Raw genomic sequence first — 15412 nt, forward strand, 5'->3', positions numbered from 1 at the left:
AATTTACGAAATTCAGAAGTCAATTCCGGATCCACTGTTTTATCACAACCTGCTAAACCCCTTGTCTTTGTACATCTGCCGGCAGTAATGCCCTCCATAGTGAAAAGATTACATTATATTTGCAACTACATCGCATCAAAATCCAAAACCGCATATGATGAAAAAGAAAGATATGCCAGTCCGCCGTTTTCCCGAAGGCCTGCACCCATATGTGATAACACACTGTACGATACTCCTTTTCGCCCTGTTCCTCAACGGTGTAAGCGCACAGGAAAACAGGTCTTTTATCCACGGTCCGGAACCGGGGGAGCGACTCGATACACTATTGCGGGTCTACGATTCCGGGAATACGGCTTCGCTTCCCGTAAGCGTTATAAGGGGAAAGCAGAAGGGCCCGGTATTTACGGTCGTGGCCGGTATTCACGGTTACGAATATCCTCCCATTATTGCCGTGCAGCAACTTATGGCGGAAATAGACCCCGACAGGCTCAGCGGTACACTGGTGGTAATTCCCATAGCCAATACACCCGCTTTTTATGGCAGGAGTGTTTTTCTGAACCCGCAGGATTCCAAAAACCTGAACAGGGTCTTTCCCGGGGATAAGGCCGGATCCGTAACCGAACAGATCGCCTATCGTATCTCAGAGGAGATCATTCCGGTATCCGACGTATTCCTGGACATCCATGCCGGGGATGCCAACGAAGACCTGCTGCCCTTTGTGTGTTACTACGACAAACGGGATGCCCCGCAGCAAAACGAACTGGCACGGAGACTCACTGCAGCGGCCGGTTTTGAATATAATGTAGTGTATCCTTATAACATCACTCCCGACGAAGCTGCCGAATACGCCTTTAAACACGCCACACAACAGGGAGTTCCCTCCCTCAGCATAGAAGCCGGCAAGCTCGGAACGGTACAGGAGGAAGCGGTAACCATGACCAGGGAAGCAGTATACCGCATGCTGCACGAAATGCAGATGTACCCGTATTCGGGAACAGGAGAGAAAACACAACAGCAATGGTTCGGTAAGCAATCCTATATAAAATGCCCGCAGCAGGGGATATTCTACAGTAAGGTCAAAAGCGGAGACCGTATTGCCAAAGGACAATACCTCGGTCATATTACCGACGTATTCGGGAACAGGCGGGCCGATATTACCTCACCGGCAGACGGCATCGTCCTGTATAAAGTCGGAACGCCCCCGGTGAATGCCGGGGAGACCCTGTTCTGTATCGGTGGCAAATAACGCCTGTATATACTCTTTTCCGGGTCTTTACGGCTTACTGTTTTACGTGGAGGGTGAGCGTGGCATCGGGAAGGCCTGGAGAACTGACTGTCAACAGGATATCTCCCTTTTCCCGGGTGCTCTTTACGACAACCATCGCCCTGCCGTGCCAGGCTTTTCTCGTCCCGGAAACATAAGATCCCGTATCCTTCAGATCGGCATTATCCACCGCAACTATTTCTCCGGGGCCTTCCAGGGCGAACTGAAGTTTATGATCAGCATTCGGTTGCAAAATCCCTTCTCCATCGGTAATTTCAACAACGACAAAAGACAAGTCCTGCCCATTTGCCTCAATTTCGGAACGATCGGGGGAAAGCATGATCTTCGAAGCTTCACCGGCAGTAAGGAAGTTACGGGTTTCGACTTCCCTGCCGTCCTCCATACCGGCTACCTTTAATTCACCGGGATGATAAGGAACTTCGAAAACAGCCCTGAATTGTGTATCCGGAGTGGTTTCCTTTTCCCCGATCAGGCTATCGTTCAAATACAGCCGAACCGACGGATGCCTGGAATATACGTCAACAGTCAGCGTTTTCCCGTTCTGCCCGGGCCAGGTCCAGCTCTCCCAGGCGGGCCATACGGCCCATGAGGTCAGTGTTATTTTACCGTCCTCCGGATCCGGCTCGCGGACAGCCATATACAATTTTTCATCGCCATTATACAGCATGCTGCGATAGTGGGAGACCGGCTTTCTCCACCCGGTAAGGTCTATGTCTCCGCAATAAGCCCCGTGCCAGGGAAACAAACCTCCAACCCAATGTTCTCCCTCGGGCTCACCGGGATAAAAATAACGGCCTATTCCCGATTCGCCAAGGTAATCCAGGGCAGTCCATACAAAATCACCAATAATATAATCGTGGTCCTGAACCATTTTCCAGTTGTAAAATGCATCTTTCGGATAAGATTCGGTCTGCAGGATAATACGGTCGGGGACACGTTCATGGTCTGATTCGGCCCTGTGCAACTGATAATTATAACCGGCTACGTCGTGTTCCGCCATTAAAGGATCAAAAATTTCCCATTCGGCATCCCAGGTAGTCATGGCCGAGGTAACCGGCCTTGTAGCATCGATTTCCTTAACCGCCCCGGAAAGTTTACGGGCGGTCTCCACTGCCCCGGGTTCTTTCCGTTCGATAATTTCATTCCCGATACTCCAGAGTATGACGGAAGGGTGGTTCCGGTCGCGAAGCACCATGGATTGCGCATCGTGTTTCCACCACTCGTCAAATATCCCGGCATAATCATGATCTGTCTTTTTGACCCTCCACCCGTCAAAAGATTCATCGATCACAAGAAGCCCCAAACTATCGCAGGCATATAAAAATGCTTCAGACGGCGGGTTGTGCGCAGTACGAACAGCATTGAATCCCGCCTCTTTCAACAACGCCACTTTTCTTACCTCCGCCCTGTCGTATGCGGCTGCACCGAGGCTACCGTTGTCATGATGTACGTTCCCCCCGTTCAGGATCACTTTCCTTCCGTTCAGCTCAAAACCGTTCTCTGCTGAAAACCTGATATCGCGGATTCCGAAAAACTCCGTGACTTCATCGACGACATCGGATTCCCGGCTCAACGTTACATCCAGGCGATACAACTCCGGAGATTCGGGGCTCCATAATGCGGGGTTCTCAACTGTCAATTCCTGTACGATTTCCTTTTCCCTGCCCGGTGCTATACTTACCTGCGTCTGCTTTTCACTCACCAACGGAACAGTGCTCGTTATGACAAAGTCCTGCGCCAAAGTACTTTCGTTTTTCACCAGTGTCCTCACCCTCACGGTAGCCTGCTCCTTATGTATTTCAGGTGTGGTAACGGCTACCCCCCAATGCGAAATATGCAGGGGGTCGGTCACCTTGAGCCAGACATGGCGGTATATCCCGGAACCACTGTACCAGCGGCTGTTCTTTTGATGGGAGTTATCCACCCGCACAGCCACAACATTTTGTTTTCCGGGTTTCAGATAGGGAGTCAGGTCAAAGTCAAAAGACGTATAGCCATAGGGCTGAATTCCCAGTTTCTCCCCGTTAATAAAAACCTCGGCATTCATATAAACTCCTTCAAAATAGATGAGCACCTTCTTGCCTTCCCAATGTTCCGGCACCTCAAAAACCTTTTTATACCAGCCCGTTCCATTGGCGAAATACCCCCCGTCTCCACCGGACGGGTTAAGAGAATCAGGCCTTGATGCTATACTCCAGTCGTGGGGCAGGTCTACCTCATGCCAGTCACCGGCAGTATCTGCACGGGCAGTATCTCCCAGGTGAAATTGCCATCCCGCATCAAATAACTGCTTGCGTTCGATCTTTGGTTTATGCACAGGCGAACACGCTATGAGGAATATATTAACGAATACAAAATATATTGTGATTTTTCCGATTGAATCCATTCTGTTTTTTTTATCTACTTCCATACAGCACCGCGCCTCCTTCCGGCAGCATGCTTACCTTGAAGATCCCGTCTTTGCCTATTTTTACCTCCTTTATACCTGCCGACGTATCCTTGCGGTCGTACAACAGCTTTACTCTCTTCCCGGCCAGCATGGGGAGTTCCAGTTCCACCTGCTTTTTCTTCTTTTCCCCGTTCACGACGGCAATATACCATCGTTCTCCCTTTTTCCGGGCCAGGGCACAATAATCTTCTGGCGTTCCTCCTATATACAGGGTTTCATCCCATACGGTGGGCACTGCCCTGATAAAATCCAGCACATGTCCCGGCTGGTCCAGGTTATCGGGTGTCAGTCCGAAATGCTGTACCGGTGAAAAATACAGTACCGCAGTAGCCAGTTCAAAGGCATCGGTAGTACTCCTTACCGTTCCCCCTTTCTGGTCCCGGGACAGCTTTTTGTTCAGGAAAAGCGGACCGAAATCCATGGCCCCGGCCGTATTTCTCGTAAAGGGAAGTACGGTGGCGTTCATGGCGTGCTTATCCATGGCATCCTGCCGGAACACCAGGTTCTCCGAAGCCAGAACGGCTTCCGAACTCACGTAGTTGGGGTACATACGCTCCCATCCCCTGGGCAGGGTACAACCGTGAAAATTTACTGCCAGCCCGTAATTGTTGGCATCGGTCAGTATCTCTTCGTACAGCTTTATGGTCTCCTGCTTGTCTCCCCCGAGGAAATCTACCTTAATGCCCTTTACCCCCGTGTCGCGGAGCCACGCCATCTCCTGTTGCCGGGCCACAATGTTGTTCATCCGGTGTTTCGGGGTTTGGGGGGCCTCGTTCCAGTAACCGTTGGAATTGTACCAGAGTATGACCTCTACTCCCCTGTCCCCGGCATAATCGACCAGGGCCCTGATACGGTCTCTCCCTATCCTGAGGTCCCAGTGGTTGTCGATAAGTACATATTCAAAATCCAGGGCGGCGGCAAGGTCGATATATTTCAGCTGGTCCTCATAATTTATACTGTCGTCCTGCCATACGATCCAGCTCCAGGCAGCTCTTCCGGGCCTGTAACCGACGGCAGGCTTATAGGCCTCTTCCACCAGGTCGAAGGCTACGGTCGACTCCACTATCGGTTTTAAGCTCTCCCCGAGTGTCACGGTACGCCACGGGGTACGTGCCGGAAGGGCCTGCGCGGCGTAATTGATTCCTATCCCGTTATTTTCACCCTCCTGCGGAAAGGTCACGTGGTACAGCCCGGTATCAGTCCCTTCCCCGAGCCGGCATCCCGGATAACGGCTGTCGGTCCCGGTCTCGGAGATCAGTAACCAGCCGTTATCCTTCCATTTGAAAAGTGCCGGAAAGGTATATCCGACACCATAGGCCGAGGGTTTTCCCATGGCTTCGTTGAGGGTATATTCCTCCTCGTAGGAGGGTTTGGTCTCCATCCACCCGGTCATGGGCAATGCCTGCGGTGTAATATAGGTGGTAGCCTCATCAGGCAGGTTAAACCCGGAAAGCTCCTCGAATATCCTGATATTGCTCTTTCCTTCCCTGCTTGCGATGCGGTATGAAAATGCCACATCCCGGTCGCTTACCCTGAAGATGACATTCAGCGTATCCCGGTTCCCGTTGACAAAAACAGCATTCAGTTCGCTGGCCACATAATCCACATGGCTTACCTTGGCCCTGTCCAGTTCATAGGATTCCTCGATCTTCGCGGTAGCCGATGACACATAGGTGAGCTGCTGCGAAAAATCGCCCAGGGAGGTCTTCAACCCCAAAGGGGAATCTTCCAGGAATGTCTTTTCCTTATGGCTGATCCGGTATATTAACTCCCCTGCCGGCCAGTTCAGGCTTACGCGGGTCATTCCGTCCGGACTTTCTATAGAAAGCTGATCCCGGGCTGTGGCATACCCCCCGGCACACAGGAAAAGCAGGGTTGTCTTTAAAAAAAGGGTCTTATACAAATTCATATATGCTGATGTTTTATGATCCGGTTAACTGCTCAACCCGGGGTTACCGATGCAATTCCTTTCAGGGTAGGGATTACCTCGTTGATATACCCGTTTTCATCAAAGGTCAGACTGTCTATACACACTTCCCTGTGGAAGCCTGCCGCCCCGCCCATTTGTTCTCCGCCCGGGCGGTTAAACCTGTGATAGACGATATACCACTCGTCTTTTCCCGGAACCTGTATTACCGAGTTGTGCCCGGTTGCCAATATCCGGTTTTCCTCGTCTTTCCGGATAACGATGTTGTTTTCCGGGATCTCCAGCGGTCCTTCCGGGCTATCGGAGATGGCATACCTCACCTTGTACTCCGGGCTCCGGGTATCGTCTTCCGACCACAGGAAATAATACTTGCCGTTCCTGTAGAATACTTCCGCCCCTTCGCGGAAGGTTTTATCCGGGGTCATGACCTTTACGCTGCTTTTTTGGACGGACATCATGTCGTCGTTCAGCTCCGCTACCGCCATAAACCCATTTCCCCAGTAGAGGTAGTTCTTCCCGCTCACCGGGTCTGCAAACACATCCGGGTCTATATTCTGCCCTCCCTTTACCCCCTCCGGGAATTCCGAGATCAGGGCCTCCCCCTTGTCTTTAAAGGTGCCGCGGGGTTCGTCGTTTACAGCTACTCCTATTTGCTGTGCGGCCGTAAAATAGTAGAAGTATTTATATCCCCCGTCTGTCTTTTTTTCTATCATGGTGGGTGCCCAGGCATTGCGGCTGGTCCAGGAGACATCCTTTTCCAGGTCGAGAATAACCCCTTCGTTCCTCCAGTGTACAAGGTCTTCCGAGGAAAAAGTCTCAAAATACGTTCCCGACCAGCCGTTAAACCCGTCACTGGTGGGATAGAGATAGAATTTTTTATCCTTTTCGGAATAGATAATCTCGGGATCTGCGTAATATCCTTCCACCACGGGATTACCGGCAATTTCCGCACTCACCTTATAGGTTTCGACAACCCCTCCAAAGCTTACCTGGTAGTCTACGGGCCCCCGGCTGAAATCCCGGGCTCCTTCCGGGCGGATTACGGTGCCCGGCAGGGTAACGAAGCCGGGGGCAAAAGAAGAGAGATCACTACCTTCCTCAACCGGGAGATATATGCTCCTGTTATCCTTGTCTACCACTACATTCCCCTTTTTTACCATATCGTCCGATACCACAAGTACAGGGGACAGGCCGGAAGAGGGAAATGCCTTTACCAGGCGTTCCAGCTCCGGCTGGCTGATCTGGATCACCGTTCCGTGGCGCGGGTGAAAATTCATGGAGACCTGTTCGTCTACCACTTCAAAATGTTTCAGGTCCTTGCTTTTGGTAAACTGGTATTCCCCGTTGGTATACACATCATACATCAGGATATATTCGTCAGTGTCAATGAGCTTGAAAACCCCGGAACCTTCCACGGCCTTGTCGGTCTGGTCTACATTTCCCGGTTCGGGGACATACCCGGAGGTGAGAACATCGGAAACCGCCACCTTTATTCCCTTGTCACTCGTTCCTTCGGTCTTGTAGAACAGGTAGTATTTTCCGTCCTTGTGAACAATGTCACCGTCAATACACGCTTTCTCGTCCGGGCTGTAGAACAGCTGCTCCGGTGCTGCTTCGAGGGCGGTAAAATCCTCGTTGACATAGGCGTAGTATATCTTATCGTAACTCCCCGGTTCCAGCATGGAGAAATAGACCATATACTTTCCTTTTTCCCCGTCGTAAATGGTCTGGGGGGCCCATACCCGGTGAACTTCCGAAAATTCCGGAAAGGTCCCCGGTATATCTATCACGGTACCCGACCAGCTCACCAGGTCGTCCGACTTCATCAGCACCATAGCGGTATTATTCCATCCGTTTTTGGTGAGGAGGTCGGTCACCACCATATAAAAACCTTCACCATCATCCCTTCTCAGAATATGAGGATCGCGTACCCCCCCGGTAGTACTGATATCCCCCGAAGCCACCACCGGCTCGTTATCGTTCAGTGCATAGTAATTGTATCCGTCCCTGCTGATGCCATAACGTATGGCCTCGGCACCCTCTCCGTTCCCGGTAAAGTAGGTAAAAAGATAAGCTACAGGTTTTTCACCTTCCCCGGTACTGCTACAGGCATTAAGGATAAATGCAAGGCCCCCGAGCAGGAAATACCCGGTAAAAAAAGACAAGCTGTTCTTCATAATGATGAGATTATGTTGGTTTCAGACGTTCTATTCCTCCAAAGATACAAAATAAGTGTAACTATAACAATTATTTTCGAGACGGTACGGTTCATGCGGGTATTTCCCCCAGCTATCGTCTCCGCCCAGCCCTCTTTGCCGGTAATCCACGTGTAAAAACACCTTGTCCTGAACCTTAAGGTCGGTAGGATGTCGCTGGCCCTTGTGCCCGCCCGGGTCGAGATCTTCGGTAGAAATATGCAGGGCACTGAATCCCAGCGGCTGGCCCCCGGTAATGCGAAGGCCGTGACCAGTATTGTCGAGCAGACGCAGCCACCGTACATCAGTCTTGTATCCCGATTCCTGCGGCCTGATATACCCCCAGGTAAACTGGTTTTTCACCTCATCTTCATAAGTCCCGACAAAGGAAGCCGTATTCCGGTCGGAATAGTTCTCCCACGGGCCCCTTCCGTAGTATTCCAGTTGATCGTAAGCTCCCGGCAGGACCATACGCATCCCGAAGCGCGGAATTTCCGGAAGTTCCTTTTCCGTATCCAGTACAGCAGTTACCCGGACTGTCCCGTTGTTTTTTATGAGATAGGCCACGGTATAGGGTACATCCACACCCGCCAGCCGGTAGTGCACCGTAACGGGCTGTCCTTCTTCCGTTTTCCTGCCTACCTCAACACCGGTCACTTCAGATTTCTGCGTCGCGTCTTTCCAGGCCTTCAGTTTGACAGGCATACCATTCCCGAAATCATTATCGGTAGGGGCCCTCCAGAAAAAGGGCTGCGGAAAAACGGAGATAACCTCGCGATCATCATCTTTCAGGCGATAACTCAGCCATGTTCCCTTTTCGGTATCAAAACTTCCCGTTACCCCGTCTGCCGTAAAGCTGAGGATAGTTCCCTTCTGTCTTACTTTCAGTTTACCCTCAACGGTCTCTTCCCTCCGGTCGAAATAATCCTTTCCTCCCAGGACAAACTGTTCCCTGGCGATCTCGTGCCCGGCAGGGATCATGTCATCTGCCTTGCGGGTATGGGCAAATACATTGAGAAAATACTCCTTATCACCGAGTTCCGGCAACTCCGGAGACACTTCCACCTCTTCACCGGGAGCAGCCTCAACAGTAAAAGAGCCGGTTTTTACCACCCGCCCGTCGGCAACGAGCTGCCACCGGAAACCGACATTTTCAAGACTGCTGAAATTGAATTCGTTCTTTACGGTTATCCCGTTGTCTTTGCGGGCAAACCGGATATTCTGGTATACCTTTTTCACTTCCATCAATGCCGGATGCACAGTGCGGTCGGCCGACACCAGTCCGTTGGCATTAAAATTCACATCGTGCTGCATGTTTTCACCTCCCAGGTCGCCACCATAGGCCCAGAACTTTCTTCCGTCTTCGGTAGTCGTGGCTATTCCCTGGTCTACCCAGTCCCAGATAAACCCGCCCTGCATATGCGGGCTGCTATCTATGATATCCCAGTATTCCTGGAAATTACCGGTACTATTTCCCATGGAATGCGCGTATTCGCACATGATAAACGGCCGGGTTTTGGAAGTATCCTCCGCATATTTTTTCATATGGGCAATAGTGGGGTACATGGGGCATACGATATCGGTATTGCGGTGCTCCCCCGCCTGTTCAAACTGTACCAGGCGCGTGGTATCCCTTTTCTTTATCCAGTCGTAACCTTCGTAGAATACCGGCCCGTTACCGCTCTCATTTCCCAGCGACCAGATAATCACTGACGGGTGGTTCTTATGAAATTCCACCATCCGCCTCATACGGTCCAGGTGTGCCGGGGCCCATTCCTCCAGGTAAGCCGGGTGTGCCGAAGTATCGAAATGTCCCTGCCACTCGGCTCCCATGCCGTGGGTCTCTATATTGGCCTCGTCTACCACATACATCCCGTATTCATCGGCCAGTTCATAGATATAACTGTCGTGCGGATAATGGCTCATCCGGATAGCATTGATGTTATTCTGTTTCATGATCTCCACATCTTTCCGCATCATCTCCCTGTCGGGTACATGCCCTTTTACCTCGTGGTGTTCGTGCAGGTTTACCCCCTTGACGAGGATAGGTTTTCCGTTTACCGTAAGCTGTGCATTTTTTATTTCCACTTCGCGGAAGCCCGTTTTCCCGGAAACGGCTGTCACCTCACTGCCTTTCTGGTCCAGCAGGCTAATGACATAACGGTACAGGTAAGGATGCTCCCCGCTCCAGGGGTTTACGGACGGAATAATTTTGCTGAACAATACTTCAGAAGCCTCTCCTGCCTTACGGGTCTCTTCATACACCGTTTTTCCATCGGCATCCTGCAGCACGAATTTCACCTTATGGTCTCCGGGGGGGCGTTTGCCGAAGGTTTTGAGTTTTACGGCAAGATTGAGATTTCCGTCCCGGTAACCATTGACCAGTCCGCCGGTCAGGAAATAATCCCACAGGGTGGTTTTCGGAACAGCCTGCAGGTACACATCGCGCTCTATGCCACTGAGCCTCCAGAAATCCTGATCTTCCAGGTAACTCCCGTCATGCCATCGAAACACCTGCACCGCGAGGAGATTTTCACCGGCTCTGAGCAGGCCGGTTATATTGAACTCCGCAGGGGTTTTGGACGCCTTGGTCATCCCGGCTTCCTCTCCGTTCACATAGACCCTGGCATACCCGGAAACAGACCCGAATCTCAGGATCACTTCCTTGTCGTCCCAGCTACCGGGTACGGTAAAGGTACGCCGGTATGAGGCTACGGGATTGTATATTTCTTCCTCCCCGTTTTCGGTAGCCGTATTCCTGCTCACCGTATGCCGGGCAGACATCTCGTTGTTTGCCGATACCGCCGGGTAACCGATAAACGGCGGATTTTTCGGAAAGGGATAAGTGACATTGGTGTAAATGGGGATATCAAACCCCTGCAACTCCCAGTTAGAAGGTACCGGAATATCGTGCCAGTCGCTGTCGTCCAGCCCGGTCTCGTAAAAATCCAGGGGCCTCTGGCTGGGGTGTTTTACGATATCAAATTTCCAGGTACCGTTAAGGCTGCGGTAAAGCCCTGACGATCCGGGATCGCCTTTCAATGCCTCTGAAGCTGATCCGTACCCTATAAAATCACTGCGGCCTTCAACCTTATTGCGATCAACTACGGCAGGGTTTTCCCATTCGTTGCGTTCCTGGGCATAGGCCGCCGTAAACAGTGCCAGGAAAACCAGGGGTAAAAAATTTCTTTTTCTCATAACTTTTGATCATTGTTTTAGTCAGTATATACCAGGGCATAACAAATATCAGGTTTTTCAGGGACTATTGAGACGAAGACTGCCTTTCGTTTTTCCATATGCCCCAGAGAAAATCACATCCTTATGTATTGCCGGTTTACTGTACAGTAACCGTCCGGGATACGGGTGCTAACCAGGGTGAAGAGAACGTCACCGTGATATCCGCCTTCTTTTCCGGCCTGATATAGGCCAGCAGTTTTCCGTGGAAAGCGCGTTGTACGTTATCGGTATAATCGGTCATATCACTGTTATTCCCGGCTTCCAGCCCGAGAAGTGTAGCCGGACCTTCAATGGTACAGGTAATCTCCTCGTCAGACAGCATTACGGGAATACCGTTTTCGTCTACCACCTGTATCCTTACCTGGGCTACTTCCCCCTTTTCCATCATTTCAGGACTTTCCACAATCTCAAGCGCATACGGACGGGAAGAGCTCTCTACGGCATAACGACAGGTCTCCTTTCCCTGCTCCAGCCCTACCACTTCAAGCCTGCCGGGGGCAAAGGGTATATCCCAGTGTATGATCCCGGTTTTATTGTCATAAGGCCTGACCTCTCCTACCACCTTACCGTTCAGCTCCAGCCGGGCTGCTTCGGTATTGGTATAGCTGACTACCCGCACCTGTTCTCCTTCCTTGTAGTTCCACAGGGGCCAGGCATCGATAGACAGCCTGTCGCGTTTTCCCTTAACATAGGTACCGGCATAGATAAAAGGCTCGTCAGACCACAGCGATCTCCGGAACTGCCCCCTCGGCTTTATATTTCCCGAAAGGTCTACCAGACCGGTATAAAACCCCCTTGACGGCCAACGGCCGGATTCACCGAGGTAATCAAAACCGGTCCACAGGAACTGCCCGAAAATATACTCGTTCTCTACCACGGCCTTCCAGGCGTCCAGTCCCTGCCCGTTCTCACTGCCGTAAATCACCCTGTCGGGATATTTTTCGTGATCTTCCGCATATTTGCTTTCGGTATAATTATACCCCACAATATCCAGCGCCCCCGGATATGCGGTCTGGTTAGACATGGCCACCCCGGCCAGTCCGGCTGTTACCGGTCTTGAGGTATCATGTCTTTTGACCGCAGCGACCAGCTTTTCGGCGATCACCCCCAATTCCATAGCGTCGGGAGCATCGGGTTTATACCCTCCGAAAGCCGGTTGCTGAAAGCCGGTGTCCTTACCCCCGTCCAGTACCGGGTGCGAATAAGGGTCGTTGGGATAGTCGACCTCGTTACCGATACTCCAGGCAAATACCGACATGTGGTTCCGATCTCTGCGCACCATATCTTCCAGGTCTTTTTCCGCCCATTCCTCAAAATAATCATAGCTGCCCTGGAATCCCGGTGTACCCACGTTCCAGCCCTCTTTCCACTTTCTTTTCGGATGTTTCCATTCGTCATAGGCTTCGTTCAGAACCAGCAGGCCGATCTCGTCGCATACCTGGTAGAATTCGGGCGACTGCGGGTTGTGACTGGTACGTATGGCGTTGACCCCCATCGATTTCAGGGTAGATAATCTCGAAGCCCATACCTCTTTCGGCACTGCCGCGCCGAGTACCCCGGCATCGTGGTGCAGGCATACTCCTTTCATTTTCATCCATTCGCCGTTCAGGGCAAACCCCTTGTCGGCATCAAAGGTAAAGGTCCTGAATCCTGTAGTAACCTCGCTCCGGTCTGTTACTTTCCCGTCCCGGTACACCGTGGTTTTAAGCGTATACAGGTTTGGCGTATCCAGGCTCCACAACTCCGGATTATTTACTTTTATGATGCCCGAAGCCTTTCCGGTACTCCCTGCCGCAACTTTTATGCTACTGTCCTGTTTACCTGCGGAGTTTCCCGAAGCAGAAAACAGTTCATTAACCACTTTCAGCGTTACCGTCTCCCCGGTCTCATTGACCACAGAGGTCTCCGTATGCAACTGCCCTCTTCGGCCTTTCACCTCCGGGTAGGCATATACGCCCCACTGACCGATATGCACCGGGTTGGCCGATACCAGCCACACATTGCGGTAAATACCCGATCCGGTATACCAGCGGGAATCGGCATCCTCACTGTGATCTACCCTCACCGCTATATGATTGTCTTCCCCGAACCGGACATACGGCGTAATATCAAGTCCGAAAGAAATATAACCATTCGGACGTTTTCCCAGCGATTGTCCGTTGACAAATACCTCGCTCCTGTTATAGACCCCTTCGAAATAGAGGTATTGCTTTTTACCCTCCCGGTCTGCAGGTATACCGATGGTTTTCCGGTACCACCCGATACCTCCGGGGAGATACCCTGTACAACTGGCCAGCGACGGGCTCAGGGGCTGCCGTACACTCCAGTCATGGGGCAGGGTTACGGTTTCCCAGGAAGAATCATCGTGATCTGCTTCCCGGTATTTCATATTATCTCCAAGTGTGAATTTCCATTGACCGTTAATATTTCCGGCCTCTCCAAACCCTGCCTGGGCAAAACCCGGCACCGCAGCCAGGCACCACAAGGCGAAAAGAAAATGTTTTTTTAGTCTCATCATAAATATTTATTTAAATTTCTGAGGGATTGCCCGTTGCAGCCACCGGAGCAGGCAGTGTTTCATCCTTCATGCTTCCACCTCCCCAACTCAATAAAAAGGGTTCTGTTCCAACTGGTTATCGGAAGCCAGTATCTCCGTTCTCGGAATGGGCAACCAGTAATGCTGTTCACTGAAACTCTTGCCTTCAAGGGCGGTTTTCCGCTCGTATTCCAGCGATCCGTCGGTATTCTTTGTAATGGTTATGCCGTATGCGGGTTCATTTTCTGTTTCATCGGCAATCATCCAGCGCCGTACGTCGTAGAAGCGGTGTTCTTCAAAGGCCAGTTCAATTCTCCTTTCATGGCGTATACGCTCCCGCATCTCGCTTTGTGACAATCCTTCCGGAAGTGCCGGCATTTCAACACCGGGACGATTCCTTATGGCATTGACCGCACTGTACACCGACTCGTCCGGACCGACGGCCTCATTCTGTGCTTCTGCATAGTTAAGAAGAATTTCACCATATCTGAAATAGATCCAGTTCTGTACCCCGGCCACATCCCAGGGATTGATAATGGGCAGGTCTTCCCGAATAAATTTATTCAGGTAATACCCGCTCTTACTGGTATTCCAGTTGTCGTTACCTTCCTGGCTGTCGCGCCCTCCGGGCACAAAGGTCTCTACACTGCGCCCCCTGTACGAGGCCCCGTTGTAAAGGATGGTAGCGTAAAACCGGGGGTCCCTGTTCTCGTAGGGAGCCTCCGCATGTTCGGGATTGTCCCAGCTAAAGGCCGTACCGTCTTCCATTTCGTAGTCGTCAACCAGGTTCTGTAGCGGGATATTGCCTCCCCAGCCGCCGTATCCGTTGGGGCCGTTGGCAATTTCCAGGGCAAGGTGCCTGGCGTTCAGGTTGTAAAAACGGGCAAAAATATACTCCCCGTTACTCGATTCGGCAGTAAAAAGCTCTTGGTAATCAGGGTAAAGGCTATAGATCCCGAGGTCCATGACCTCCGAAGCCGCCTGTGCTGCGGCTGCCCATTTCTGGCTATCGCCCGCACCGTCGTTATACAGCGGACTTGCGGCATACAGGGCAAGCCTGGACTTCAGGGCGAGGGCCGCACCCCTGGTAGCGCGCCCTTCCGGGTATTCACCGCTGTTGTTCAGGGGAAGCCCGGGAGCGATCTCCTCCAGTTCCCCCAGCACATAGGCCATACATTCTGCTATGGGCCTCCTGTCGAACCAGAAAGGATCGGTAAGGTCGTCATCCAGGCTGGATACCCGGTCACCTATCAACACGGCCTTTCCGTAATTACGGATAATATCGTGATACCTGAAGGCACGGATAAAGCGCAGCTCCGCCCTGAGCCTTTCGGTACGTTCCGTACTCATCTCCAGTTCTTCTATATGGGTCAGGGCGTAGTTCACCTCGCGTATGCTCCTGTAACTCCTGCTCCATACAGCTCCCGCCATTCCCAGGTTTTCCGGGGAAAGCTGTCCCTGCTGTACCAGCCAGGAGTTATCGTCATTATTGTATATGGATTCGTCGGTGATGGAACTCCACATGGCATATTCGAACCCCCTTCCGAAACCGGGCTGATAGGCATCCCCTTCATTTCCAATCACTTTCGCCCCGAGGTAACGGTTTACCACATAGGCTTCGAAAAGCACCGAATCGGTAAGTATCGCCGCATCGGAAACACGATCGGTGGGATCGACGTCCAGATAGTCTTTTTCACATCCCGAAACAATGGCTCCGAAACACAAAAGACCTGCTACATATTTGTATACTGCTGTTTTTCTCATCTGTTTAAAATTTACATGC

General features: G+C 51.6%; 7 protein-coding genes. 1 reads left to right on the forward strand and 6 read right to left on the reverse strand.

The window, feature by feature from the left end; genetic code table 11:
• The first annotated feature begins 154 nt into the window (after positions 1-154).
• The gene (locus tag DN748_RS05140) at positions 155-1246 is read left to right on the forward strand and encodes a succinylglutamate desuccinylase/aspartoacylase family protein (protein WP_201741430.1); all 1092 of its coding nucleotides are present in this window, start codon (positions 155-157) and stop codon (positions 1244-1246) included.
• Positions 1247-1280: 34 nt separating this feature from the next.
• Here the strand turns inward: DN748_RS05140 and DN748_RS05145 are convergent, their stop codons facing one another.
• The 6 genes from DN748_RS05145 to DN748_RS05170 form a co-directional block, all read right to left on the reverse strand.
• Positions 1281-3602, reverse strand: coding sequence for a glycoside hydrolase family 2 TIM barrel-domain containing protein (locus DN748_RS05145; RefSeq protein ID WP_236636793.1), 2322 nt, complete (start codon positions 3600-3602; stop codon positions 1281-1283).
• Positions 3603-3681: 79 nt separating this feature from the next.
• Complete coding sequence (locus tag DN748_RS05150) at positions 3682-5643, reverse strand: glycoside hydrolase family 97 protein (RefSeq protein WP_112370699.1); 1962 nt, start codon at positions 5641-5643, stop codon at positions 3682-3684.
• 32 nt (positions 5644-5675) lie between these two features.
• On the reverse strand, positions 5676-7838 hold the full coding sequence (locus tag DN748_RS05155) for a family 43 glycosylhydrolase (protein WP_112370700.1): 2163 nt from the start codon (positions 7836-7838) through the stop codon (positions 5676-5678).
• Positions 7839-7868: 30 nt separating this feature from the next.
• Complete coding sequence (gene lacZ, locus DN748_RS05160; protein ID WP_112370701.1) at positions 7869-11054, reverse strand: beta-galactosidase, LacZ type; 3186 nt, start codon at positions 11052-11054, stop codon at positions 7869-7871.
• Positions 11055-11190: 136 nt separating this feature from the next.
• The gene (locus DN748_RS05165; RefSeq protein ID WP_112370702.1) at positions 11191-13611 is read right to left on the reverse strand and encodes a sugar-binding domain-containing protein; all 2421 of its coding nucleotides are present in this window, start codon (positions 13609-13611) and stop codon (positions 11191-11193) included.
• An 87-nt stretch (positions 13612-13698) separates the two neighbouring features.
• Entirely contained in the window at positions 13699-15393 is a 1695-nt protein-coding gene (locus DN748_RS05170) for a RagB/SusD family nutrient uptake outer membrane protein (protein ID WP_112370821.1), read from the reverse strand.
• Positions 15394-15412: the final 19 nt, after the last annotated feature.

Origin of the sequence: Sinomicrobium soli (assembly GCF_003285545.1) — a bacterium.
Lineage (GTDB): Bacteria > Bacteroidota > Bacteroidia > Flavobacteriales > Flavobacteriaceae > Sinomicrobium.

What these genes read in the sequence shown, in the direction of transcription:
- lacZ (WP_112370701.1), bottom strand. Translation starts at nt 11,054, where the DNA reads ATGAGAAAAAGAAATTTTTTACCCCTGGTTTTCCTGGCACTGTTTACG.
- DN748_RS05165 (WP_112370702.1), bottom strand. Translation starts at nt 13,611, where the DNA reads ATGATGAGACTAAAAAAACATTTTCTTTTCGCCTTGTGGTGCCTGGCT.
- DN748_RS05170 (WP_112370821.1), bottom strand. Translation starts at nt 15,393, where the DNA reads ATGAGAAAAACAGCAGTATACAAATATGTAGCAGGTCTTTTGTGTTTC.
- DN748_RS05150 (WP_112370699.1), bottom strand. Translation starts at nt 5,643, where the DNA reads ATGAATTTGTATAAGACCCTTTTTTTAAAGACAACCCTGCTTTTCCTG.
- DN748_RS05155 (WP_112370700.1), bottom strand. Translation starts at nt 7,838, where the DNA reads ATGAAGAACAGCTTGTCTTTTTTTACCGGGTATTTCCTGCTCGGGGGC.
- DN748_RS05140 (WP_201741430.1), top strand. Translation starts at nt 155, where the DNA reads ATGATGAAAAAGAAAGATATGCCAGTCCGCCGTTTTCCCGAAGGCCTG.